Annotated in this window: 24 protein-coding genes; 14 read left to right on the top strand and 10 right to left on the bottom strand. The window is 55.9% G+C overall.

Annotated elements, in window-relative coordinates:
* Positions 1 to 912, bottom strand: a complete 912-nt coding sequence (gene sitA / locus RS584_RS05725; protein WP_193041751.1) for an iron/manganese ABC transporter substrate-binding protein SitA — start codon at positions 910 to 912, stop codon at positions 1 to 3.
* Positions 913 to 1,124: 212 nt separating this feature from the next.
* Here sitA and RS584_RS05720 point away from each other — a divergent pair, with 212 nt between their 5' ends.
* From RS584_RS05720 to RS584_RS05710, 3 genes are read left to right on the top strand one after another with little or no spacing between them, the layout of a single operon-like run.
* On the top strand, positions 1,125 to 1,685 hold the full coding sequence (locus RS584_RS05720; RefSeq protein ID WP_193041781.1) for a type IV secretion protein Rhs: 561 nt from the start codon (positions 1,125 to 1,127) through the stop codon (positions 1,683 to 1,685).
* The gene (locus RS584_RS05715) at positions 1,682 to 2,038 is read left to right on the top strand and encodes a putative T6SS immunity periplasmic lipoprotein (protein ID WP_193041752.1); all 357 of its coding nucleotides are present in this window, start codon (positions 1,682 to 1,684) and stop codon (positions 2,036 to 2,038) included. The genes RS584_RS05720 and RS584_RS05715 overlap by 4 nt, the downstream gene beginning before the upstream one ends.
* Positions 2,038 to 2,538 (top strand): Hcp family type VI secretion system effector, encoded by a 501-nt coding sequence (locus RS584_RS05710; protein WP_096205587.1) that lies wholly within the window; start codon positions 2,038 to 2,040, stop codon positions 2,536 to 2,538. The genes RS584_RS05715 and RS584_RS05710 overlap by 1 nt, the downstream gene beginning before the upstream one ends.
* An 87-nt stretch (positions 2,539 to 2,625) precedes the next feature.
* Here the strand turns inward: RS584_RS05710 and RS584_RS05705 are convergent, their stop codons facing one another.
* On the bottom strand, positions 2,626 to 3,075 hold the full coding sequence (locus RS584_RS05705) for a SymE family type I addiction module toxin (RefSeq protein WP_315749079.1): 450 nt from the start codon (positions 3,073 to 3,075) through the stop codon (positions 2,626 to 2,628).
* Between the two features lie 379 nt (positions 3,076 to 3,454).
* Entirely contained in the window at positions 3,455 to 5,488 is a 2,034-nt protein-coding gene (gene betT, locus RS584_RS05700; RefSeq protein ID WP_023296083.1) for a choline BCCT transporter BetT, read from the bottom strand.
* A 128-nt stretch (positions 5,489 to 5,616) separates the two neighbouring features.
* On the opposite strand from betT, the gene betI reads away from it, so the two are divergent.
* The 3 genes from betI to betA are packed head-to-tail and all read left to right on the top strand — an operon-like array spanning position 5,617 to position 9,368.
* Positions 5,617 to 6,204 carry a transcriptional regulator BetI gene (gene betI, locus RS584_RS05695; RefSeq protein ID WP_017382531.1) on the top strand — a complete coding sequence of 196 codons (588 nt, stop codon included), beginning with the start codon at positions 5,617 to 5,619 and terminating at the stop codon, positions 6,202 to 6,204.
* Between the two features lie 13 nt (positions 6,205 to 6,217).
* Positions 6,218 to 7,690, top strand: coding sequence for a betaine-aldehyde dehydrogenase (gene betB, locus RS584_RS05690; RefSeq protein ID WP_315749078.1), 1,473 nt, complete (start codon positions 6,218 to 6,220; stop codon positions 7,688 to 7,690).
* 13 nt (positions 7,691 to 7,703) lie between these two features.
* Positions 7,704 to 9,368 (top strand): choline dehydrogenase, encoded by a 1,665-nt coding sequence (gene betA / locus RS584_RS05685; RefSeq protein WP_045334404.1) that lies wholly within the window; start codon positions 7,704 to 7,706, stop codon positions 9,366 to 9,368.
* 93 nt (positions 9,369 to 9,461) lie between these two features.
* On the opposite strand, the gene RS584_RS05680 is transcribed toward betA, so the two are convergent.
* Entirely contained in the window at positions 9,462 to 10,160 is a 699-nt protein-coding gene (locus RS584_RS05680; protein WP_315749077.1) for a GNAT family protein, read from the bottom strand.
* 200 nt (positions 10,161 to 10,360) lie between these two features.
* On the opposite strand from RS584_RS05680, the gene RS584_RS05675 reads away from it, so the two are divergent.
* From RS584_RS05675 to RS584_RS05655, 5 genes are all read left to right on the top strand, one after another.
* Positions 10,361 to 11,929, top strand: a complete 1,569-nt coding sequence (locus RS584_RS05675) for an ABC transporter substrate-binding protein (RefSeq protein ID WP_315749076.1) — start codon at positions 10,361 to 10,363, stop codon at positions 11,927 to 11,929.
* 98 nt (positions 11,930 to 12,027) lie between these two features.
* Complete coding sequence (locus RS584_RS05670) at positions 12,028 to 13,041, top strand: ABC transporter permease (protein ID WP_032670417.1); 1,014 nt, start codon at positions 12,028 to 12,030, stop codon at positions 13,039 to 13,041.
* Positions 13,041 to 13,874 (top strand): ABC transporter permease, encoded by an 834-nt coding sequence (locus tag RS584_RS05665; protein WP_315749075.1) that lies wholly within the window; start codon positions 13,041 to 13,043, stop codon positions 13,872 to 13,874. The genes RS584_RS05670 and RS584_RS05665 overlap by 1 nt, the downstream gene beginning before the upstream one ends.
* The gene (locus RS584_RS05660; RefSeq protein ID WP_315749074.1) at positions 13,867 to 14,703 is read left to right on the top strand and encodes an ABC transporter ATP-binding protein; all 837 of its coding nucleotides are present in this window, start codon (positions 13,867 to 13,869) and stop codon (positions 14,701 to 14,703) included. Before RS584_RS05665 ends, RS584_RS05660 begins: the two co-directional genes overlap by 8 nt.
* Positions 14,690 to 15,394: an ABC transporter ATP-binding protein gene (locus tag RS584_RS05655; protein ID WP_315749073.1), complete on the top strand. Its 705-nt coding sequence runs from the start codon at positions 14,690 to 14,692 to the stop codon at positions 15,392 to 15,394. Before RS584_RS05660 ends, RS584_RS05655 begins: the two co-directional genes overlap by 14 nt.
* 141 nt (positions 15,395 to 15,535) lie before the next feature.
* Here RS584_RS05655 and RS584_RS05650 read toward each other — a convergent pair whose 3' ends face one another.
* The 4 genes from RS584_RS05650 to budA form a co-directional block, all read right to left on the bottom strand.
* On the bottom strand, positions 15,536 to 16,009 hold the full coding sequence (locus RS584_RS05650) for a cold shock domain-containing protein (protein ID WP_315749072.1): 474 nt from the start codon (positions 16,007 to 16,009) through the stop codon (positions 15,536 to 15,538).
* A gap of 137 nt (positions 16,010 to 16,146) precedes the next feature.
* A complete protein-coding gene (locus RS584_RS05645; protein ID WP_003858846.1) occupies positions 16,147 to 16,917 on the bottom strand; it encodes a (S)-acetoin forming diacetyl reductase in 771 nt (256 codons plus the stop codon).
* A 20-nt stretch (positions 16,918 to 16,937) separates the two neighbouring features.
* Positions 16,938 to 18,572 carry an acetolactate synthase AlsS gene (alsS, locus tag RS584_RS05640; protein ID WP_226877298.1) on the bottom strand — a complete coding sequence of 545 codons (1,635 nt, stop codon included), beginning with the start codon at positions 18,570 to 18,572 and terminating at the stop codon, positions 16,938 to 16,940.
* A 58-nt stretch (positions 18,573 to 18,630) separates the two neighbouring features.
* Entirely contained in the window at positions 18,631 to 19,410 is a 780-nt protein-coding gene (budA, locus tag RS584_RS05635) for an acetolactate decarboxylase (RefSeq protein WP_026080550.1), read from the bottom strand.
* Between the two features lie 105 nt (positions 19,411 to 19,515).
* Between budA and RS584_RS05630 the strand changes: the two genes are divergently transcribed.
* The gene (locus tag RS584_RS05630) at positions 19,516 to 20,397 is read left to right on the top strand and encodes a LysR family transcriptional regulator (protein WP_003858850.1); all 882 of its coding nucleotides are present in this window, start codon (positions 19,516 to 19,518) and stop codon (positions 20,395 to 20,397) included.
* 290 nt (positions 20,398 to 20,687) lie between these two features.
* Positions 20,688 to 20,882: a hypothetical protein gene (locus tag RS584_RS05625; protein WP_223230141.1), complete on the top strand. Its 195-nt coding sequence runs from the start codon at positions 20,688 to 20,690 to the stop codon at positions 20,880 to 20,882.
* 135 nt (positions 20,883 to 21,017) lie between these two features.
* On the opposite strand, the gene RS584_RS05620 is transcribed toward RS584_RS05625, so the two are convergent.
* The gene (locus tag RS584_RS05620; RefSeq protein ID WP_023296073.1) at positions 21,018 to 21,686 is read right to left on the bottom strand and encodes an epoxyqueuosine reductase QueH; all 669 of its coding nucleotides are present in this window, start codon (positions 21,684 to 21,686) and stop codon (positions 21,018 to 21,020) included.
* Between the two features lie 136 nt (positions 21,687 to 21,822).
* Positions 21,823 to 22,425: a site-specific integrase gene (locus tag RS584_RS05615; protein WP_023320086.1), complete on the bottom strand. Its 603-nt coding sequence runs from the start codon at positions 22,423 to 22,425 to the stop codon at positions 21,823 to 21,825.
* Positions 22,426 to 22,738: 313 nt separating this feature from the next.
* Here RS584_RS05615 and RS584_RS05610 point away from each other — a divergent pair, with 313 nt between their 5' ends.
* Positions 22,739 to 23,923, top strand: coding sequence for a hypothetical protein (locus RS584_RS05610; protein ID WP_315749071.1), 1,185 nt, complete (start codon positions 22,739 to 22,741; stop codon positions 23,921 to 23,923).
* The last annotated feature ends 19 nt before the right edge of the window (positions 23,924 to 23,942 follow it).

Below are 23,942 nucleotides of genomic sequence, written 5' to 3'. Positions count from 1 at the left end.
TTACTCCTTCATCCCGTCACGGATGCCCTGCACCAGCGTGCGGGTGGTGACGTTCAGCAGATCGATATAGGTCGGCACCGGGCCGTTTTCCGCGCTCAGAGAGTCGACGTACAGCACGCCGCCATAGTGGGCGCCGGTTTCACGCGCCACCTGACGGGCGGGCTTATCCGAGACCGTGCTTTCGCTGAACACCGCCGGAATGTGATGTTTTTTCACCAGATCGATAACCTTGCGCACCTGCTGGGGCGTGCCCTGCTGATCGGCGTTGATCGGCCACAGGTAAAGCTCCTTCAGGCCCAAATCCCGCGCCAGATAGGAGAACGCCCCTTCGCTGGTCACCATCCAGCGTTTGTCTTCCGGTATCTCCGCGACCTGCTTGCGCAGCGGTTCGAGAGTGGCGGTGATCGTCTGCTTGTAGGCTTCCGCATTGCGCTGGTAGGTCTGCGCGTTGGCCGGATCGTACTTCACCAGCGCGTCGCGGATGTTATCGACGTAAATCAGGGCGTTGTCCGGCGACATCCACGCGTGCGGATTGGGCTTGCCGTTATAGGGCCCTTCGCTGATGCCCATCGGGGTGATGCCTTTGGTGACAATCACCTCCGGCACGCCGTTCAGATGCTGATAAAAGCGCTGGAACCACAGCTCCAGATTCATGCCGTTCGCCAGGATCAGCTGTGCCTTCTGCGCGCGTTTGATATCGCCCGGAGTGGGCTGGTATTCGTGAATTTCAGCGCCCGGTTTGGTGATGGAGGTGACCTCTGCGGCATCCCCCGCCACGTTTTTCGCCATATCAGCAATAACGGTAAAAGTGGTGATGACCTGGAACTTTTCAGCCGCCAGCGCGCCGGTAGTGGTCGCGGTCATGAGCAGCGCGCCGAGCAACAGACGCTTCAATCCTTGCCGTGGATGCATCGCAGAAGTCTCCTGAGGTGATTAAAATCAAAGCAAAATTAGCCTGTGCTATAAGGTATAGCACAGGCTATGTTTAAATGAAAATAATTATCATTAAAGTTGTGTCAATGAAGGGTGTGACGGGGAAGTTTTAGGAAAAGTGCGTTCTTTTTCCTCTGCAGTTCAGGCGTATGATTGAAGACCAATACCCATATAAAAAAAATGGAATTGTTATGCCTGTTAATGAAAGGATCCACCCCACTTCGGGAACCCCAATTAATCCAGGCGGGGTCCGACAGCTCACGATCGGTGAAATCGCCCTTGCGAAGACGCTTTACGGTTACAGCATCCGTTATCATCTGGTGTGGGTACACAGGGAAAGTTATCTTCCTTTTAATTTACAACCTGTAAATGTTGCTATGACTCCCAACGGGGAAATGTGGTTTAGAGAAGACACATATTCTCCGGATTTTTCATTAGAAAAATTGTTAGATAAAAAACACCTATTCATGCATGAAATGATGCATGTCTGGCAAGCCCAAAAAGGGATGTTTGTCAGAACAAGGGGATTATTCTCTGGTATTGCTGACTACACCTATAGCTTTGATAAAGCAGATCTATTGCATTACGGATTAGAACAGCAAGCATCGATCGTAAGTGACTACTGGTTATTACAGTTTTATGGGTTTGAAAAATATACATTCCTGCCAAAATATCGAGATATTAATTCGAATGAACCCGTTTATTCTCTGCTGCAAAAATATAAAAATATTCTGAAAGGATTCCCAGGATGAAAACTATAACGCTCATCTCACCATTATGTATTCTCCTGACGGGGTGTCCTGGTTGCCCGCCGTTGTCTCATCCCAGAGCTACTTTTATTGATGGTAACCATGTTTGCTTTAGTATTAATAAAAACGATATCGTGAACTATTACACCATTGATTCCAGCAAAGGCCCCGACATTACTACCATCACAAGTTCGGGAAGGAATAAAATCAGTTGGTCTTATCCTAACAGTTGCATAGATGTGAATTGGGAGTATGGCTATACATATGTTATTAGCTATGGTTTAAATAATAAAAATTATCATCACGAATTCTTTATTGATAATGACGGACAGCTTACTAATTTAGGAGAATTATAATGTCATTACCCGCTTACTTATTTCTCTACGATGAGAACGGAATGCAGGTTCAGGGCGACTGTATGATGCCAGGCCGGGAAGGTGCTATCGAAATTATGAACAGCAGTTACGGCATAAAACAGGCAGTGGACAGCCATACCGGGAATATGACCGGAACACGGCAGCATAGTCCGGTTACCGTGCATAAGCAATTAGATAAAGTGAGCCCTTATCTTGCCGTTGCCGCCTGCGAGGGCAGACGGCTGCAAAAAGCCATTATCAAATATTATGAAATTGTTGAAGCGGGAGCAGAAAGAGAGATCTACACCATTACGCTTGATAGCGTGGTGATCTCATCTCTGGATTTCACGCACGTTTATTACCCTGGCAGCTCAGCCCCGAATATGCATGAAGTTGTTGGGTTTCGATTCCGGGGCATTCAGTGGAATTATGTGAAAGGTAATATTCTTTATGGCGATGCATGGATGAAACCAGCTCAGAAAGAGAGGAGTAACGCATAATTTACCTGGCTCATAAGGATCAATGCATGCTGCTGCTCAGAAACGGCGATCCTGGCATTCCCTGGATCGCCTGGTTAATCTTAAGCGCTACCCTTTTCCACTTTCGTTCACGGGCAAATCCCCCGTATCAATTAACGCTCCCGGAAACGTCTCCAGCCACTTCATCACCTTCAGTTTGTTGGTATACGTCGCGCTGACGCCTTCCAGACAGCCCCACAGCTCACGGGAATTTTGCGGCGTAATCACAATACAATCCGGCATCACGCGGATCTTCACGGCTATTCCTGCTTTAAACCCTGCGCGGGTTAACCACGCGCCGGTTAACGGCAGATAGTTGCGCTCCATTCGAGTATAAAGTTCTACACAGGCGGAATCCGCCTCTCCTCTTTCATGAAGATACGCAGAGTGAACCGGCTCGTCATGCAACGCCCGGATGCGTTTTTTGCGTAGCTTCTCGCGATTTTCTTGCTGAATCTCTAAATCTGCATTTTGTGTTTGGGCAATAGCCCGCTCTGGCATAGAATTCTTCGCAGCCATAATCAACTCCGTATTAGTTGTTTGTGATTAGCGGTATGGAGGTGGTCGCACACCTTTGTACCGCGATTCCTTTTCTTACCTTTTTACATATTCTTTCAAGATCTCAGTGCTGACTTAACTGCCGCTATTATACTGCCATGGATAAATGTACAGGGGTCGAATATTAGGGAAATGCGAGGCTGCTCGAGTAAATAAAGAAAATAAAATGGTGAATATAAAGAAAGGAAATATTGCCCTTCAGATCCAATGCTCATTAAACGCCTGATGGCGCTTCGCTTATCAGGCCTACGATAAACCGGTTTTGTAGGCCGGGTAAGGCATCGCCGCCACCCGGCATGAGGGCAGCGGCGCTGCCTTTGTAGGTTCTTCAGATCAAGCCTCAAACATCCGGGAACATCACGCTATTCCCCGGCGCTTCCCTGTGCAGATGGATAAAGTTCAGGTGCCGTTCATACTGGTCCAGAATGTCCGTGATCACCTGCTCCTTGCTGTAATCCATCAAATCATTCCCCTGGCTGCCTTCCAGCAGGAAGGTCTCCAGCCGGTAGTAGGTCGACTTCCCGCTGCGCGCCCGGTAGGTGAACCCGGGCACCGAATACTGCTGCGGCCAGATCTGATAGACAAAGTTCTGCTCGTCGCCCATGTGCACCAGCAGATCCAGGTGCCCCAGATTTTCGCCCTCTTCCGGGGGCAGGTTTTTCAGCTCCACGTAGGCGCCACGCAGCTTCAGCTCCTGGGCCACCTCTTCCATCGCCGGGAAGCAGACCGTCTCCATCATCTGGCTGGTGTAGCGCGTGCCGGGGTAGTTCATCAGGCGCGAGAGGCGTTTCTTCCAGCTCAGCCTGTCCTGCGCGCCCAGCGGACGCGGGGCGGTGTCGCGGCTGGCGCTGACGCGGCGGTAGTCTTCCACCTTAAGCGATTTATACAGCCCGGCCATCACGAAGAAGATCACGAAGCTGAACGGCAGGCCCATGATCACCGTGGTGTTCTGCAACGCCGAGATACCGTTGGTCATCAGCATGCCGAGCGTCAGCAGGCCGATGGCGACGGACCAGAAGATGCGCAGCCAGTTCGGCGCGTCGCTGTTAATGTCCTTAAGCTTCGAGGTGAAGTTCCCCAGCACCAGCGCGCCGGAGTCCGCCGAGGTGACGTAGAACAGCAGGCCGGTAATGGTCGCTACGGACGCGCTAAAGGTAAACGCCGGATACTGCGCCAGCAGGCTGTAGAAGCCGCGCTCCGGGTGCGCCATCGCTTCCTGGGCAAAAGTCGCATTGCCGTGGATGATCTCGTGCAGCGCGCTGTTGCCGAAAATCGACAGCCACAGCAGGGTAAAGGTGAACGGGATGATCAGCGTGCCCATCACGAACTGACGAATGGTGCGGCCACGCGAAATGCGCGCGAGGAAAAGGCCGACAAACGGCGACCACGCCACCCACCACGCCCAGAAGAAGAGCGTCCAGTTGTTCATCCACTCTGTCGGACGGTCAAAGGCGAAGCTGTTCAGCGTCATTCCCATAAAGCGGTTCACGTAATCACCCACGTTCAGCACTAAGGCATTGAGCAGGAACGAGGTGTCGCCCATAAACAGCACGAACAGGATCAGACCCAGCGCCAGCGCCACGTTCAGCTCGGAGAGCACGCGAATCCCTTTATCCACGCCGGAGGTCACCGAGATGGTGGCGATAATCACCGACAGCGCAATCAGCGCCGCCTTCGCCGCCATCGAATCCGGGATGTCAAACAGCACGCTCAGCCCGTAGTTAAGCTGCACCACGCCGATGCCGAGCGTTGTCGCGATACCAAAGATGGTGCCGATCACCGCCGCAATGTCGACGCTGTGGCCTATCGGGCCGTTGATCTTTTTACCGAAGATCGGGTAGAGCGCGGAGCGGATGGTGAGGGGCAAATTATAACGATAGCTAAAGTATCCGAGCGCCATGCCCATCAGGGCGTACATCGACCAGCCCGTCAGGCCGTAGTGGAAGAGCGTCCAGACCATCGCCTGGCGCGCGGCCTCCATCGTCTGCCCTGCCCCTTCCGGCGGCTGCATATACTGCGTGACCGGTTCCGCCACGGAGAAGAACATCAGGTCGATGCCGATGCCGGCGGCAAAGAGCATCGCGGCCCAGCTCAGCAGGCTGAACTCGGGCTTGGACTGCTCTGGCCCGAGCTTCACCGAACCGAAGCGCGAGCAGGCAATGCAGACCACGAAGACGATATAGAGCGTCGCGGCCAGCAGATAGTACCAGCCGAAGGTCTTCGACACCCAGTTCAGGGTGCGCCCAATCCACTCGGCAGAAAAATCACGAAAGAAGATGGTCGTCAGGGAAAACAACAAAATCAGCCCGGCGGACGTATAAAAAACGACCGGGTTGATTTTGTCTTTTTCTCTGTCTTGTGAAAGGTCTGTCATCCAGTATCCCCACTGTTTTTGCAACTATTGAAATCCAAAATCGCAACAATTAAGACACATTTTATATTGAACGTCCAATCAAAAACCGCTTTAATAGATTACCAACGCTGATGAATGGAGTGGCAAAAATGCCCAAAGTGGGGATGCAGCCGATCCGGCGCAGGCAGCTAATCGATGCCACGCTGGAAGCAATTAATGAAGTGGGAATGCATGACGCAACCATCGCGCAAATCGCCCGTCGGGCGGGCGTATCCACGGGGATCATCAGCCACTATTTCAAAGATAAAAACGGTCTGCTGGAAGCGACCATGCGTGACATCACCGGTCAGCTGCGCGACGCGGTATTAAGCCGTTTACGCGCCCTGCCGGACGGCAGCGCAGAGCAGCGATTGCAGGCGATTGTCGGCGGCAATTTTGATGAAACCCAGATTAGCGGCGCGGCGATGAAGGCCTGGCTGGCCTTCTGGGCCAGCAGCATGCATCAGCCGATGCTCTACCGTTTGCAGCAGGTCAGCAGCCGCCGATTGCTCTCTAACCTGGTGTACGAGTTCCGCCGCGAGCTGCCGCGTGAACAGGCTGAAGAGGCGGGCTACGGGCTTGCCGCACTGATTGACGGGCTATGGCTGCGCGCTGCGCTCAGCGGCAAACCGCTGGATAAAACCCTGGCCCAGTCGCTCACCAGCCACTTTATCAGCCAGCATTTACCGACCGATTAACCGAGGAGAATTTATGTCCCGAATGGCAGAACAGCAGCTTTATATCAATGGTGGTTACACATCGGCCACCAGCGGTCGCACCTTCGAGACCATCAACCCGGCCAACGGTGAAGTTCTGGCGACCGTGCAGGCCGCCGGGCGCGAAGACGTGGACCGCGCCGTCGAAAGCGCAAAACGCGGGCAAAAAATCTGGGCGGCGATGACCGCCATGGAGCGCTCGCGCATCCTGCGCCGCGCCGTCGATATCCTGCGCGAGCGCAACGACGAGCTGGCAACGTTGGAAACCCTCGACACCGGTAAAGCGTATTCCGAAACCTCGACCGTCGACATCGTTACCGGCGCGGACGTGCTGGAGTACTACGCGGGGCTGATCCCGGCGCTGGAAGGCAGCCAGATCCCGCTGCGCGACACCTCGTTCGTCTACACCCGCCGCGAGCCGCTGGGCGTGGTGGCGGGCATCGGCGCGTGGAACTACCCGATCCAGATCGCCCTGTGGAAATCTGCCCCGGCGCTGGCGGCGGGCAACGCGATGATCTTCAAGCCGAGCGAAGTGACGCCGCTTACCGCCCTGAAACTGGCGGAGATCTACACCGAAGCAGGCGTGCCGGACGGCGTGTTTAACGTCCTGCCGGGCGTGGGCGCAGAGACCGGCCAGTTCCTGACCGAGCATCCGGGCATCGCCAAAGTCTCCTTCACCGGTGGCGTGGCCAGCGGCAAAAAGGTGATGTCGAACTCGGCAGCCTCGTCCCTGAAAGAGGTGACGATGGAGCTGGGCGGTAAATCTCCGCTGATAGTATTTGACGATGCGGATCTGGATCTCGCGGCAGATATCGCCATGATGGCGAACTTCTTCAGCTCCGGCCAGGTGTGCACCAACGGCACCCGCGTGTTCGTGCCTGCGAAGGTCAAAGCCGCGTTTGAGCAAAAAATCGTTGAGCGCGTGGGCCGCATCCGCGCGGGCGACCTGTTCGATGAAAACACCAACTTTGGCCCGATGGTCAGCTTCCCGCACCGCGACAGCGTGCTGCGCTACATCGCCAAAGGCAAAGAGGAAGGCGCGCGCGTGCTGTGCGGCGGCGACGTGCTGAAGGGTGACGGCTTTGACAACGGCGCGTGGGTGGCCCCGACCGTGTTCACCGACTGCACCGACGAAATGACCATCGTGCGCGAAGAGATCTTCGGCCCGGTGATGTCCATTCTTACCTATGACACTGACGAAGAGGCCATTCGCCGCGCCAATGATACCGACTACGGTCTGGCGGCGGGCATCGTCACCGCCGATCTGAACCGCGCCCACGGCGCTATTCATCAGCTCGAAGCGGGCATCTGCTGGATCAACACCTGGGGTGAATCCGCCGCGGAGATGCCGGTGGGCGGCTACAAACACTCCGGCATTGGCCGTGAGAACGGCGTCATGACGCTTCAGAGTTACACCCAGGTGAAGTCCATCCAGGTTGAGATGGGTAAATTCCAGTCCATATTTTAACCGGGAGGTTTATTTGCAATTTGACTACATCATTATCGGGGCCGGCTCTGCCGGCAACGTACTGGCAACACGACTGACTGAAGATCCGAACACCACCGTCCTGCTGCTTGAGGCGGGCGGGCCGGACTATCGCTTTGACTTCCGCACCCAGATGCCAGCCGCACTGGCCTTCCCGTTGCAGGGCAAGCGCTACAACTGGGCGTATGAAACCGAGCCTGAGCCTTTCATGAACAATCGCCGCATGGAATGCGGACGGGGTAAAGGGCTGGGCGGCTCGTCGCTGATCAACGGCATGTGCTACGTGCGCGGTAACGCGATGGATCTGGACAACTGGGCGAAACAATCGGGTCTGGAGCACTGGAGCTACCTCAACTGCCTGCCCTACTACCGCAAGGCAGAGACCCGCGACGTGGGGCCGAACGACTACCACGGCGGCGACGGTCCGGTGAGCGTCACCACCTCTAAGCCGGGCGTGAACCCGCTGTTTGAAGCGATGGTAGAGGCGGGCGTGCAGGCGGGCTACCCGCGCACCGACGACCTTAACGGCTATCAGCAGGAAGGCTTCGGCCCGATGGACCGTACGGTCACGCCGCAGGGTCGACGCGCCAGCACCGCGCGCGGCTATCTGGACCAGGCCAAACCGCGCCCGAATCTGACCATCCGCACCCACGCCATGACCGATCACATTATCTTTGACGGCAAGCGCGCGGTGGGCGTCGAGTGGCTGGAAGGCGAAAGCACCATTCCGTCAAAAGCGACGGCGAAGAAAGAGGTGCTGCTGTGCGCGGGCGCCATCGCGTCTCCGCAGATCCTCCAGCGCTCCGGCGTGGGCAACGCTGAACTGCTGAAGCAGTTTGATATCCCACTGGTACATGATTTACCCGGGGTGGGGGAAAACTTGCAGGATCACCTGGAGATGTATCTTCAGTATGAATGTAAGGAGCCGGTCTCCCTCTACCCTGCCCTGCAATGGTGGAACCAGCCGAAGATTGGCGCGGAGTGGCTGTTTGGCGGCACAGGCGTGGGCGCGAGCAACCACTTCGAAGCGGGCGGGTTTATCCGCAGCCGCGAGGAGTTCGAGTGGCCGAACATTCAGTACCACTTCCTGCCGGTGGCGATTAACTACAACGGCTCGAACGCGGTGAAAGAACATGGCTTTCAGTGCCACGTTGGCTCCATGCGCTCACCGAGCCGCGGCCACGTGCGCATCAAGTCGCGCGATCCGCACCAGCATCCGGCGATCCTGTTCAACTACATGTCCCACGAGCAGGACTGGCAGGAGTTCCGCGACGCGATCCGCATCACCCGCGAGATCATGCACCAGCCGGCGCTGGACAAGTATCGCGGTCGTGAAATCAGCCCGGGCGTCGAATGCCAGACCGACGAACAACTGGACGAGTTCGTGCGCAACCACGCCGAAACCGCCTTCCACCCGTGCGGCACCTGCAAAATGGGCTACGACGAAATGGCGGTGGTCGACGGCGAAGGCCGGGTTCACGGGCTGGAAGGGTTACGCGTAGTGGATGCGTCGATTATGCCGCAGATTATTACCGGCAACCTGAACGCCACCACCATCATGATTGGCGAAAAGATTGCCGACGCCATTCGCGGGCGCGAGCCGCTGGCGAAGAGCACGGCGGCGTATTATGTGGCGAACGGGGCGCCGGTTCGTCGCTGAGTGCGAACTTCTCCCCTCACCCCGGCCCTCTCCCAGAGGGAGAGGGTGTCATCGTCCCCTCTCCCTCTGGGAGAGGGTTAGGGTGAGGGGAAATTATTGCCGAAATGCTTCAAGCCGCTTAACCTGCCGCCCTTCCCCGTCAAAATTCTCCGCCGCCAGCCAGGCGCGCAGTGCCGCATCCTTTTGCGGCCATTCACCGTCAATAATCGAGAGCATATCGCTGTCGCGGTTGCGCCCTTTGCGCACCAGCTTCTGCCGCAGGCGCCCTTCCCAGACAAACCCCAGCCGCTCCGCCGCGTTGCGTGAGGCGATGTTCATCGAATCGCACTTCCACTCCAGCCGACGATATTTATGCTCAAAGGCATTTTTCAGCAGCAGCCACACCGCTTCGGTACCCACGCGGGTGCCCTTCATTCTGCGCGACCAGGTGACGTGGCCGATCTCAACCGAGCCCTGAAAGCGTTCTATCGCCATATAGCTGACCAGCCCTACCGCCTTTTCGGTTCGCAGATCGATGACGGCAAAGGGTATCAGGTCGTCATCCAGCACCTTTCCCAGCACCCAGTGCGCAGTGGCCTCAACGCTCACAGGCTGAGTGCTGGCAAGCCACGTCCAGTCGCTGTCGTCACCCAGCGCATAGGCTTCAAACAAATCAGCCGAATGGCGGTCGGCATCCAGCGGCTCCAGGCGGCAATACTGCCCGGTGAGCAGGGTACGGGTTAACGCGCGGGCGCATTTCCAGTCCGGGACAATATCGTTAACGGTTTGACCATGTTGATTGATTTCGGGCATGGCGGTGACTCCCTGAAAGGTAAGGGGTTTGTTATAGCAGGTTAAAAAGCGAACGAAAAGAGAGGTGGCTCATAACCAGACCGAATGCGTTATTTCCGGATGGCATAAGCAAAGCAGAATTTCGACTTTGAGGAAATCCTCAGCCAGCCTACCGTAACGGTGCATAAAACAATCACAATATATTTTCTTCAGGGATCGCTATGACTCAAAAACTGCTGCCTTTACTAGTGCTGGCTGCGCTCTCAAGCGCTGCTCACGCCGCTACCCCACCCAACACGCTGGTTGTCGCCCAGGGTCTGGATGATATCGTGAGCCTTGACCCGGCCGAAGCCAACGAACTTTCCAGCATCCAGACCGTACCGAGTTTGTATCAGCGTCTGGTACAGCCGGACCGCGATAACCCGGAAAAAATCACCCCGGTTCTGGCCGAAAGCTGGGAAGCGGACGCGGCAGCAAAAACACTGACCATCAAACTTAAGCCCGATGCAAAATTCGCCTCCGGCAACCCGCTGCGCCCGGAAGATGTGATCTTCTCCTATACCCGCGCCGTGACGCTGAACAAATCCCCGGCGTTTATCCTCAACGTACTGGGCTGGGACGCCAGCAACATCGCCAGCCAGCTAAAGAAAGTGGACGACCATACCCTCACGCTTCACTGGACGGCCGACGTTAGCCCGTCGGTGGCGCTGAATATTCTCTCCACGCCGATTGCCTCCATCGTCGATGAAAAACAGGTTGCGGCAAACGTGAAGGATAACGACTTCGGCAACGCGTGGTTAAAAATGCACTCTGCGGGCAGCGGCGCGTTCAAAATGCGCGTTTACCAGCCGCATCAGGCCATCGTGCTGGAAGCCAACGAATCCGCGCCCGGCGGCGCACCGAAGCTTAAAAGCATCATCATTAAAAACGTCCCCGATCCCGCTTCCCGCCGCCTGCTTATCCAGCAGGGTGATGCGGACGTGGCGCGCGATCCGGGTGCAGACCAGATAAGCGCCCTCAGCGGCAAGCCGGGCGTGAAGGTGCTGAGCATCCCTTCTGCCGAGCAAAACTATCTGGTGTTTAACACCGGCAACAGCGCTAACCCGCTGCTGAATAATCCAGCGTTTTGGGAAGCCTCGCGCTGGCTGGTGGATTATGAAGGCATCACCAAGGACCTGCTGAAAGGCCAGTATTTTGTTCATCAGAGCTTCCTGCCGGTCGGCCTGCCGGGCGCGCTGGAGGACAATCCGTTCACGTTTGACCCGGCAAAAGCAAAAGCGATCCTCGCCAAAGCGGGCATCAAAGACGCGCATTTCACGCTGGACGTAGAGAATAAACCGCCGTTCATCACCATCGCGCAATCCATGCAGGCGAGCTTCGCTCAGGGCGGCGTGAAGGTGGATCTGCTGCCCGCGGCGGGTAGCCAGGTGTACGCCCGCGTGCGTGCGAAACAGCATCAGGCGGCCATACGTCTGTGGATCCCGGACTACTTCGATGCACACTCCAACGCCAGCGCCTTCGCATGGAATGACGGGAAATCCAGCACCGTGGCCGGGCTTAACGGCTGGCAAATTCCGGAGCTGAACAACGCTACGCTGGCGGCGGTTGCCGAGCCGGATCCGGCAAAACGTCTGGATCTGTATAAGAAGATGCAGGAACAGTTACAGCATAACTCGCCGTATGTGTTCGTTGACCAGGGCAAAACCCAGATCGTGGTGCGCGATAACGTGAAGGGGTATCAGCAGGGGCTCAACGCGGATATGGTCTGGTACGATCGCGTTACGAAGTAGCCCTTGTTGCCGGGTGGCGCTGCGCTTACCCGGCCTACGTTCCTGGTTTTTGTAGGCCGGGTAAGGCGAAGCCGCCACCCGGCATAAAGAGATTTCCCATGCCACATCTTTCCACCCGCGTGCTTCAGGGTCTGCTGACTCTCCTGCTCACGCTGTTCGGGCTACTGCTGGTCACGTTTGCGCTCTCTGCCTTTTCCCCGGTCGATCGCGTATTGCAGATCGTCGGCGATCACGCCAGCCAGTCCACTTACGATCAGGTTCGCCACCAGCTTGGGCTGGATCGGCCCCTGCCGGTGCAGTTCTGGCACTACCTGCAAAACCTCGCTAACGGGGATTTAGGCACCGCCAGCGCTACCGGTCAGCCGGTATTGCAGGACCTGCTGCACGCCTTTCCCGCCACGCTGGAACTGGCAACGCTGGCGCTAATTATCGGCACGGTACTCGGCGTGATTGCGGGTGTACTGTGCGCCCGCTACGTCGGTTCGCCACTGGACTTAGCGATCAGAACGCTCACCCTGCTCGGCAATTCGGTGCCAATATTCTGGCTCGGACTGCTGATGCTGGCTCTGTTCTACGCGAAACTACAGTGGAGCGCTGGCCCCGGCAGGCTGGACGACATCTGGCAATTCACCGTCGAGCCACGAACCGGATTTGCGCTGGTTGATACCTGGCTTTCCGGCGACCGCGAGGCGTTCCGCAACGCCATCAGCCACCTGGTGCTGCCGGTGCTGCTGCTGGCCTACTACTCGCTGGCAAGTATCACCCGCCTGACGCGCTCCGCCTGTCTGAGCGAGATGAACAAAGAGTACATATTGCTCGCCCGCGCCAAAGGCGCCGGAGAGATGACCATCCTGCTGCGTCACGTGCTGCCGAACATTCGCAGCACCCTATTGACGGTGATTGCCCTGGCCTACACCAGCATGCTGGAGGGCGCGGTATTAACCGAAACCGTCTTCTCGTGGCCGGGCATCGGGCGCTACCTCACCACCGCCCTGTTCGCCGGTGACACCACCGCGGTGATGGGCGGCACGCTGCTGATTGGCGTCTGCTTTGTTCTGATCAATAACCTTACCGACCTGCTTGTGCGGGCGACCGATCCCAGGGTGCGCTAATGCCGTTTTATCTCTTCTTACGCCGCCTGCGCCGCTCCCCTGCTGCGTTTTTCGGGCTGATCGCCATCGCGCTGCTGGTGCTTATTGCCCTGTTCGCGCCGTGGCTTGCACCGCATGATCCCAACTGGCAGGACGCCGCCGCGCGTTTGCAACCGCCCAACGCGCAGCACTGGCTGGGTACCGACAGCTATGGGCGGGATCTGCTCTCCCGATTAATCTACGGCACCCGTCCGGCACTGGGGCTGGTGGCCTTAGTCACCGTTATTACCCTCCCCGCCGGTCTGCTGGTGGGGATTTTGTCAGGCTACTACGGCGGCTGGATGGAGCGCATCCTGATGCGCTTTACCGACGTGGTGATGTCGATGCCGCGCCTGATCCTCGCCTTCGCGTTTGTCGCGATGCTCGGCCCCGGTCTGGTGAACGGCGCGCTGGCGCTGGCCTTAACGACCTGGCCTGCCTATGCGCGCCAGGCGCGCAGTGAAATCCAGCGTCTGCGCCACAGCGATTATCTGGCCGCCGCGGAGATGATGGGCTTTCGCGGTCCGCGCCTGCTGGTTGGCCATATTCTGCCCCTGTGCCTGCCCTCCGCGATTGTACGGCTGGCGCTGGATCTGGCCGGGATCATTCTGGCCGCCGCCGGGCTGGGCTTCCTTGGCCTGGGCGCACGTCCACCGATGGCGGAATGGGGCGCGATGATAGCCGACGGCATGCAGGTCATTTTTGACCAGTGGTGGATTGCCGCCATTCCAGGCGGGGCGATTCTGTTTGCCAGCCTGGCCTTTAACCTGCTGGGCGATGGCCTGCGCGACGTACTGGAGCCACAGCATGACTGAACAACGCGTCATCGTCGATGCGCTGAATATCGACTACCCCGCCGCGCGCGTGGTGAATAATCTGAGCTTCACGCTTGGCAACGAGCGGCTGGCGCTGGTGGGGGAATCCGGCTCCGGCAAGTCCATGTCTGCCCGCGCCCTGATGGGGCTGGTGCGCAAGCCCGGCATCGTGAGCGCTAAGCGGCTTAACGTGCTTGGCAACGACCTGCTGACCCTGAACAGCCGCCGCTGGCAGGCGCTGCGCGGCAACGGCATTGCGATGGTTCTACAGGACCCGCGCTACGCGCTAAACCCGGTGAAAACCGTCGCCGCCCAGCTTGATGAGGCGCTGACCCTCCATCAGCGCCTGCCCCGCGCCGAACGCCTGGCGCGCATTCACGATATCATCCGCGCCGTGGGGCTGAACGAGCACGTGCTTCAGCGCTATCCCGGCGAACTCTCCGGCGGCATGGGCCAGCGCGTGATGATCGCCATTGCACTCATCAACAACCCGCAGGTGCTGATCGCCGACGAACCGACTTCCGCGCTGGACGCCCGCCTGCGCAACCAGATCCTTGAGCTGCTGGTGGAGCAGTGCGAGGCGCGGCAGATGGCGATGCTGTTAATCAGCCACGATTTGCCGCTCGTCGCGGAACACTGTGACCGCGTGCTGGTGATGTATCAGGGTGAGAACGTTGATGAAATGGCGGCGAGCCAGTTGCCGCAGGCAACCCATCCCTACACGCGCACGCTCTGGACCTGCCGCCCGAACGCCGGGACGTTTGGCCAGATGCTGCCGACGCTCGACCGTTCGCAACCGTGGAAGGAGGCCGACAATGGCACTCGTTGAGGTTAACCAGCTCCGGGTGAGTTTTGGTGAAAAAACGGCGGTTTCCGCCGCCAGTTTTGCGATCGAAAAAGGCGAAACTTTCAGCCTGATCGGTGAATCCGGCTGCGGTAAATCGACTATTCTGCGCGTGCTGGCGGGGCTGCAGCGCGATTGGAACGGCCGCATTTCGATCCTGGGAGATGCGCTACGGCCAGGACGACGTTTTGAAGGCGCGCTTCGCCGTAACGTGCAGATGGTGTTCCAGGATCCGTGGGCGTCTTTGCACCCGAACCACACCATTGCCCGCACCCTGTCGGAGCCGTTAAACATCCACGGCGAAACACAGGTTGCCGAAAAGGTGGCGGATGCGCTGCAACAGGTGGGTCTGGCTGCCGACGCCGGCAGGCGTTACCCGCATCAGCTTTCCGGCGGACAGCGTCAGCGCGTGGCCATTGCCCGCGCGCTGCTGCTGCGCCCGCAGCTTCTGTTGCTGGATGAACCGACCTCGGCGCTGGATATGTCGGTACAGGCGGAGATTCTGAACCTGCTCAACCGCCTGAAGGCGCAGCACGGCATGACCTATCTGCTGGTGAGCCACGACGCGGACGTGATTGCGCATATGTCCGACCGGGCGGCGTTTATGGCGCACGGCGAGATCCAGAAGGTGTTTGACCGTGAGGCAATGTTAAGGGGTGAGCACAGGATGGGGTAAGTGCGCGCGGCGGTGCCCGGTGGCGCTACGCTTACCGGACCTACGTTTCGTGCCGCGTTGATATGTTGCGTATAAATCCGACGGCGCGTGCCGCACGGGTTTCGTAGGCCGGGTAAGGCGTAGCCGCCACCCGGCAAAACGTTACTTCAGCAGCTTCACCGTGGCATCAATGTCGATCTCATCTTCAGTGAAGATCATCGTCGTGTTCTGGAAGGTGGTGATCGCCAGCTTCTTCACCGAACGCGTTTCGCCCGGCTTTTTATCGGACTTCGGCTTGATGCTGTTCATCAGCAGCCCCACCGACAGCACCGCATTCTCTTTGTCGATTTTGGTCTCAACGGGCTCTTCCTCGCTGAACACCACGAAGGATTTAATTGAGGTGAGCTTCACGCGCTCGCCCGCAATATAAAGATGCTTACTCTCAGGGATCACCTTCACCGCATACGCGGAAAGGCCTTTGCTGTTGGTGGTTGGCTCAAAGGTCACCGCCGCATCTTTCTTAATCAGATCAGGGTTCGCGACCTTAATCACATGAAAATAGCGGTTGTCGCCGTTTTCATCTTTGATAAATCCAAAGCCTTTATCTTTAAACCACGTTGTGATTGTACCGTTCATCGCTGTTACCGCCTGTCAGATCTCAAGACTAAAGTTTTGCAGCGCGCAGTGTAATGCACAATGGCTGACGAGACAAAAAAAAGCCCCTGCACGGGAGCAGGGGAAAGTTCATGTCAGAGCTTTTTAGTATTGTGTATTTAGTTGAACACCATCCCACCATCAATCAGCAGCGACTGACCGGTCATGTAGTCGGAATCCGGCCCGGCGAGGTAAGAGACGCAGGCGGCCACGTCTTCCGGCTCGGACAAACGGCCAAGCGTGATGCGTTTGGCAAAGGTTTCCGTCCCGTAGCCAAGCGGTTTACCCGCCGCCTCGGAGACCTGACGGTCGATTTCCGCCCACATCGGCGTTTTGACGATCCCCGGGCAGTAGGCGTTAACGGTGATCCCCAGCGGCGCGAGATCCCGCGCGGCGGTCTGGGTTAAGCCACGCACCGCGAACTTGCTGGAGCTGTAGACCGCCAGCTCCGGGTTGCCGGTGTGGCCCGCCTGAGAGCAGGCGTTGATAATTTTGCCGCCGTGCCCCTCTTTGCGAAAGGCGTCAATCGCGGCCTGAATGCCCCAGATCACCCCTTTCACGTTGATGTTGTAGACCTTGTCGACAATCTCCGGCGTGATGGATTCGATGGGCGTGGACGGCGCCACCCCGGCGTTATTGACGATGACGTTAAAACCGCCCAGCGCGGTGCGGGCTTTTTCCACCGCCGCGAACACCTGCTCGCGGTCAGAGACGTCCACCTTCACGGCGACGGCCTTCCCGCCGTTACGGGTGATCTCATCCGCGACCGCTTTCGCCGTCTCTTCGTTGTAATCCGCAATAGCAACGGCAAAACCATCCTTCACCAGGCGAAGCGCGATCGCTTTGCCAATCCCCTGGCCGGAGCCGGTTACGAGAGCCACTTTTTGCATTTCTCTGTCCTTATATTGATTCACAAAATCTGGCTGAGATGGAGCTGGCCCATCAGCAGCGGGTTATCGCTGTAGTCGACGGGAATGGCCACCACGGCCGGTCCATCGACATCCATTGCCGCACGCAGCGTCGGTTCGAGCGCATCGGCGCTCTCGACGGCAAAGCCTTTCGCACCGAACGCGTCGGCATAGGCTTTGAAATCGACCGGGCCGAACTCGACGCCGGAAAGCCTCTGGTATTTTTTCTCTTCCTGGATGGCCACCATGTTGTAGGCGTTATCCACCCAGATGATGTGCAGCACATTGGCGTTGAGGCGTACGGCGGTTTCCAGCTCCATGCTCGACTGCAAAAAGCCGCCGTCCCCGGAGACCGAGACCACCTTGCGCCCCGGGTTGACCAGCCACGCGCCAATCGCCCACGGCAGCGCCACGCCCATGGTCTGCTGACCGTTGGAGATCATCACCTGACGCGCCCGGAAGCTGTAGAGGTAGCGGGCGATCCAGATATGGAAGCTGCCCATGTCGACGGTGAGCGTCACGTCGTTGTTCACGATGTCCTGCATGGCGCGGACGATGCGCAGCGGATGCAGGGCAAACTGGTTAAGCGATGCGCCGCGACGGTCGAGGAGGTCCCGCTGATGCTGGCGATCGACAAGAATTTCCGAGGCGCGCTGGCTGAGTTCAAGTTTGTGCTCGATTCGACTGGCAAGCAGATTCAGCGTGGCGGCAATATCCCCGACCAGTTCCAGATCGGGAACATACTTGCGCTCCTCATAGGCGGGCAGCACGTCAATGTGCACCAGCGTCGCGTCGCCGCTGTTCCACATGGACGGCTCGTATTCCACCGGACTGTAACCGATACAGATGATCAGATCCGCCAGATGCAGCAGCCGATCGCCCGCCTGGTTGTTAAACAGACCGACGCGTCCGGCGAAGCGGGTGAAGTGTTCCTGATTCACCGCCCCGGCGGCCTGATAGGTGCTGGTGACCGGAATACGGCTTCTCTCCAGCAGCTTATGCAGTGCGGCGCTGTTGGCGGGCTGGCTGGCCATCAGGCCGAGTAAGATGACCGGGTTTTTGGCCTTCGCGATAAGCTTCGCCACGTCGTTGATGGCTGACTCCGGCGCCGGGCCCATCAGCGCCGCGGTGCTGGCGGGTAAAATCGCCCCCGTGGTGGGCTGGTCGACAATATCCTGCGGCAGGCTGACAAACGCCCCGCCCGGCCTGCCCTGCTCGGCAGCGCGAAACGCGTTCGACACCACCTCGGCAATCGCGTCCGGTGAATTAACTTCGACGGCGTATTTGGTGACCGGGCTGAACATGGCGACGGTATCCATGCTCTGGTGCACCAGTTTCGCTTTATCTGCCCGCTTCACCGCCCCGCCCAGCGCCACCACCGGGTCACCTTCGCTGTTGGCGGTGGCGATGCCGGTGATCAGGTTGGAGCAGCCCGGCCCGGAGGTGACCAGCGCGACCCCGGCCTTGCCGGTTAACCGCCCTACCGCTGCCGCCATAAACGCCGCGTTCGCCTCGTGACGCACCGGGATAATCTCGATGGAGGAGTCCAGCAGGGAGTCAAAGACCTTGTCGATTTTTGCGCCCGGTATGCCGAACACCTGCTTCACACCCTGCGCTTCCAGCTGGCCGACAACCATATCGGCGCCGTGCGCCCACTGACGTGACTGTTTCTCACTGTTCACGGTAGTTCTCCTGTTAGTTTTCGACGGCGCGGATAGCCGCATCAAGGTTGCTGGGGTGCAGGTTGGCCTGTAAAAACGCGCTGTCGGCGGGCAGGTCAATCATCAGCTTGTGGATTTCGCCGAAGGTGAGCACGCCGTTCTCCAGCTGATAGTCGAGCAGGTGGCCCCCGCCCTGACGGTCGTCGGTGATAAAGTGTTCGTGATAGCCCGCCACGTTAATGCCCTGCATATGCTGTGGTGTGCGGAACCCGACCAGCACGCCCTCGCGCTGGTTAAAGCGGAACACCGGCTGGTCATCCAGCACGTCGGTCATCGCCCGGTACGGCGGTGTCTGGCGCGGTACGGTGCGGGTGTGCGCGTGGCGGAAATTGCCGTCGATGCGCAGCGCGCAGAACAGGTTATCGGAGGGGATTTGCTGGTCGATCACGTCGTGGATCTGCTGACGGCTGACCGGCCCGTCGAAGGCTTTGCGGTACTGCGGCTGGAACCAGGTCATCACCGCGAACGGCGTTTTTTGCTCCGGCTTCGCGGCGCGGGCGCTGCCGTCGGCGCGCAGCTGGTACACTTGGCTGCTGAAGGCAATCATTTCACCGTCCAGCTCGTTAAAGGTACCGAGACCAAAATCACCGTGAGCCAGCAGATCGGCGATAGTCGTCTCCCCTTCGTAGACGCCGCTTAGCAGGGCGCTCATTAGCGATGTCTGATAGATCACGCTGTCAGGATGCTGAGCCGAGAACCCACGCAGGGTCTCGCATAAACTCGCCTCACAGTCGCATGCAGATGAATGCATCATCATGCCCGTCCTCTTCAACTTTATTTATAAAGGTTAAATAAATGTTGACCCGATTCAGCAGAGAGTTCCAATATAGAATCCATGCTGGTTTGAGACGTTTTTGATATGGAACTTCGTTATCTGCGCTATTTTGTCGCGGTAGCACGCGAGCGACACTTCACCAGGGCGGCCAAAGCGCTGGGTATTTCACAGCCTCCTCTGAGTCAGCAGATCAAACGGCTCGAAGAGGAAGTGGGCACGCCGCTGTTCAGGCGCCTGACGCGGGGCGTGGAGCTGACCGAGGCGGGAGAGGCCTTCTATGAGGACGCCTGTAAGATCCTGGCGCTGAGCGACGCCGCGCTGGAGAAAGCCCGGGGCATCGCGCGCGGGCTGAACGGCAGCCTGTCGATTGGCATCACCAGTTCAGATGCTTTTCATCCCAAAATCTTCGCCCTGATACGTCAGTTTCAGGTGCAGAACATGGCGGTGCAGGTTCACCAGGTGGAAGCCAATATGTCGTCGCTGACGACGATGCTGGCGGAGGGTGAGCTGGATATCGCCTTTGTGCGCCTGCCGTGCGAAAGCAGCAAGGTGTTCGAATTAAAAATCCTCGACCGGGAGCCGATGGTGGTGGCGCTGCATCGCGATCATCCCCTGGCGGCATGTGGCGATCTGGCGCTGGATGAGCTGCGGGATACGCCGGTGGTGCTGTTCCCCCAGGAGGTAGCACCGGGGCTGTATGACCGCGTTTACGGCAGCTGCGAGCGGGCCGGGATCGATATGCAACACACGCTGCAATCCTCACAACTTTCCTCTTCCCTGAGCATGGTCTCCGCTGGCGGCGGGTTCGCGCTGGTGCCGAAATCCATGGCCGCTATTTCTCCGCCGAATGTCACCTACCATGCGCTGCGCTCACCGGAGCTTTATACCGATATCGCGCTCTGCTGGCGGCGTTTTGAGCGTTCGCGGACGGTGAAGCGGTTTCTGGCGATGATGAGCGAGGGGTAGCTACGGTGTGGCTGTGCCCGGCGGCGCTGCGCTTGCGCGGGCCTACGGTTCGTGTCGCGGGTTGGTTGGCTTGTTGGCGGTTTTGTAGGCCGGGTAAGGCGCAGCCGCCACCCGGCAATGCCCTTTGGAAGCCGCCTCGCAAACTTTTAAGCAACCTTATGTAATTCAGGGGTATCCCTTTTCATCCTTTCTTCACGGTCGTAAAGTGCCTGCGTTGCGGCACATCCGTAACCGGGCGTAGGTACCCATTAGCATGACATGACATTTTTTTTGGACAACGAGGATGCTAAATGGCGACTACCCCTGGATTTTCATACGTATACGCTGAAGAAAGCGCTGTTCATCACCTTCTTCACCTGCAACTTCCCGATTCTGCGGATCTCTTTGAACTGGCTGGCACCTGTGCGGCGTACGTGAGCGTACTGGTGGAAATGGACGATGCGGTGACATTTTCTACGCTCTGTAAGCAACTGCTGGGTTGTTAGCGGAGTTTGTGAAGGAGCCTTATATAACGGCTCACTGAGTCGGCCTTACACAAAGGACAACGTTGTTTGATGAATGACGGTTTGTTAGAGGAATGCACAGGAAGGCGGTCACGCCACAGAGGGCGTGACATAAAATCAGGCCTGGTCGTCTTCTTTACCGTAGTAAAGCTTACCGATCTGAATGAGAGGACGGCCCTGGGATTTGCGGTGCAGGTTGCTGTCACGCAGTGAATAAACGCAGCCGCAGTATTCCTGCTGGTAGAACTGTTCGCGCTTGCTGATTTCAATCATGCGCGACGAACCGCCCTGTTTCCGCCAGTTATAGTCCCAATAGACCATACCCGGATAGTGGGCGGCGGCTCGCTGACCGCAGTCGTTGATTTGCTGCATATTTTTCCAGCGAGAGATGCCCAGTGAGCTGCTAATCACGTTGAAGCCATTTTCAGCGGCGTAAAGCGCAGTCCGCTCAAAGCGCATGTCAAAACACATGGTGCAGCGAATGCCGCGCTCGGGTTCCCATTCCATGCCTTTGGCGCGCTCAAACCAGTTATCTGTATCGTAATCCGCATCGATAAACGGTACGCCGTGCTGTTCGGCAAAGCGAATATTTTCATCCTTACGAATCAGATACTCTTTCTGCGGATGAATGTTCGGATTGTAGAAGAAGATGGTGTAGTCGATCCCTGAGGCCTGGATCGCCTCCATTACCTCACCAGAACACGGAGCGCAACAGGAGTGCAGCAGCAGTTTATCAGCCCCGTTTGGGAGTTCTAGTTTAGGGCGTTTGAAATCAGCGGTAGTCATAAATTTATTTGATGAGGTAATGAGGACTGAAAACAGTGTAGCATCAGAGCTGTGCTATCGGGAATGGCGGCCAGTCTCATACATATCCCGCAATGCCTGTTATTGACACAGGGCTGCTGTTGCAGCCCTGACAACCTTAGACTTCAATCGATTCAGAGATCTCTAACGCATCATCGACTTCGATGCCTAGATAACGGACAGTGCTTTCCAGTTTCTTATGGCCCAACAGAAGTTGGATCACCCGGAGATTCTTGGTTTTCTTATATATCAGGTAAGGTTTTGTTCTTCTCATGGAATGTGTGCTGTAAAGCGAAGCTTCGAGACCAAGCTTTTCTACCCACCCATGAAAAATTCGGCTGTATTGTCGGGTTGATATGTGCCGGTTAGTTCCGATCCGAGACCGAAACAAGAAGTCTTTACTGTGCAAATTGCCAAGCTTTATCAATGCAGCAACAGCTTCTCTTGTCCCTTTGGTTATCTCAAATTGCACAGGGCTACCGGTTTTCTGTTGCAGCACCGTTGCTCTGCTTGAAACCGAGCTACCATATGCAACATCAGATACTTTCAGGTTCACCAGATCGCAGCCTCGTAGCTTACTGTCTAAGGCCATATTGAACAGAGCTAAATCACGCGTTTTACCTTCCAGTTCAAGCCGGATTCGGATCCCCCAGATATGAGATATCTGAAGTGGTCTTTTTTGGCCTATGATACGGTCTTTATTCCACGGTGACGTGTTCATACTCAAATCTCCTGCAATGTGGGAGATTTGAGTATGGTTGTCTCTTATGAGCGAGGAGCGGACGTTGAATTCATCTCTTAAACAATGTATTATTTAAGGCAATTTACCATTAATACTATGTATGGCCATAATTATTTCAAAATGTTTGAGGTGATGCTGTGGTTCCAAGATATATGATTTAAGAAAAACTATAATTGTTCTATATCAGTAAGCTAGCTTTATCAGTTTTCGCCACATTTGATATAAAAATGTAGCAATGTAGCACTTATTAAAAGATAGTTAGTAAACACAGAATAAAGGATGGAACCAAACAATGAGCAAAAAAAAGAAGGTGAATTGTATATTCTGTGGGGGAGAGCCTAAAAAACAGAACAAAGAACATATAATTCCCAAATGGCTTCTAAAGCTCACTGGTGATGAAAATAGGATTGCTTATTTTGGAATGAAAAAAGAGAATGAAGAATTCCCAATTCCCATTGCGGATGTAGATGAAATCTCATCCAGAGAGCCAAGCAATCCGCATCGTACTTTTAGTTTTTCTTCCTTTAAGTTCCCTGCTTGTAAAAAATGTAATGATGAATTTGGAATTCTGGAGCGGGAAACCAAGCCAATAGTTGAGAAGCTCGTGAAAAATAATACACTTCAGAAAGAAAACATCCCTAAGTTATTGGATTGGTTGGATAAAGTCAGGGTGGGCGTTTGGTTGGGAAACTTGCTACTAGATAAAAATGCTCATAATGTTAAACCTAAGTTTGCAATTAAACAAAGAATGGGAGCATCTGATCGAGTTTTGATGATAAGGCGCATAGATGGGTTATCCGATGGTATAAATCTCATTGGTATTGACACGTATGCATTTTACACAGCGCCATCAGTTTTTTGCTTACGTATTAATGAATATCTTTTATACAATATGTCTTCTCTTTTTCTTTTGTCAAAAGAGCTTGGGTTCCCATACTATGAATCCGCTATTTTAGATTATGAGACTAGTCATATTGATATTTCATTAATTAAAGGCACTGAGAAATTGAAAGCACCATTGCCTTTAATTGATTCCCCTGGCATGTCGGTCAAACTGTATCAACCTATTTTTAATCCACAAACTATTGGTAATGACAAAGAACTATATAGTACCAATTACATAATAAATAATAGTCTGGACTATAAAAATGGTCAAGGTGATATATTTATAGGTGAAAATACAATAAGACCAATGAGAAAAAAGGAAAAGATTGTCTTTACAAAATACAATGATCTTTATCCTTTTTGTACAGAAGAAAAAATAGTAGCTGATGTGCTCAATTGGCAATCTTGGGTGTTACACGATTACTTTTCAAAATTAGATATGAAAAATTTAACCAAAGATCAAAAAGAGATATGTTTAGAACAGCATGAAAAAGCAATAAGTCAAAACGAGAAATATAGAAAAAAAGCTAATCAAGTTGACTTTTATAAATCTATAAACTTAGCGAAAACTATTTCGGAAATTTTAAAGTAACAGCATCCCTGTACTCTAG

Source organism: Enterobacter sp. DTU_2021_1002640_1_SI_PRY_ASU_LCPMC_013, from assembly GCF_032389435.1.
Taxonomy (GTDB): domain Bacteria; phylum Pseudomonadota; class Gammaproteobacteria; order Enterobacterales; family Enterobacteriaceae; genus Enterobacter; species Enterobacter hormaechei_C.
This window is presented reverse-complemented; position numbering and strand designations above follow the sequence as displayed.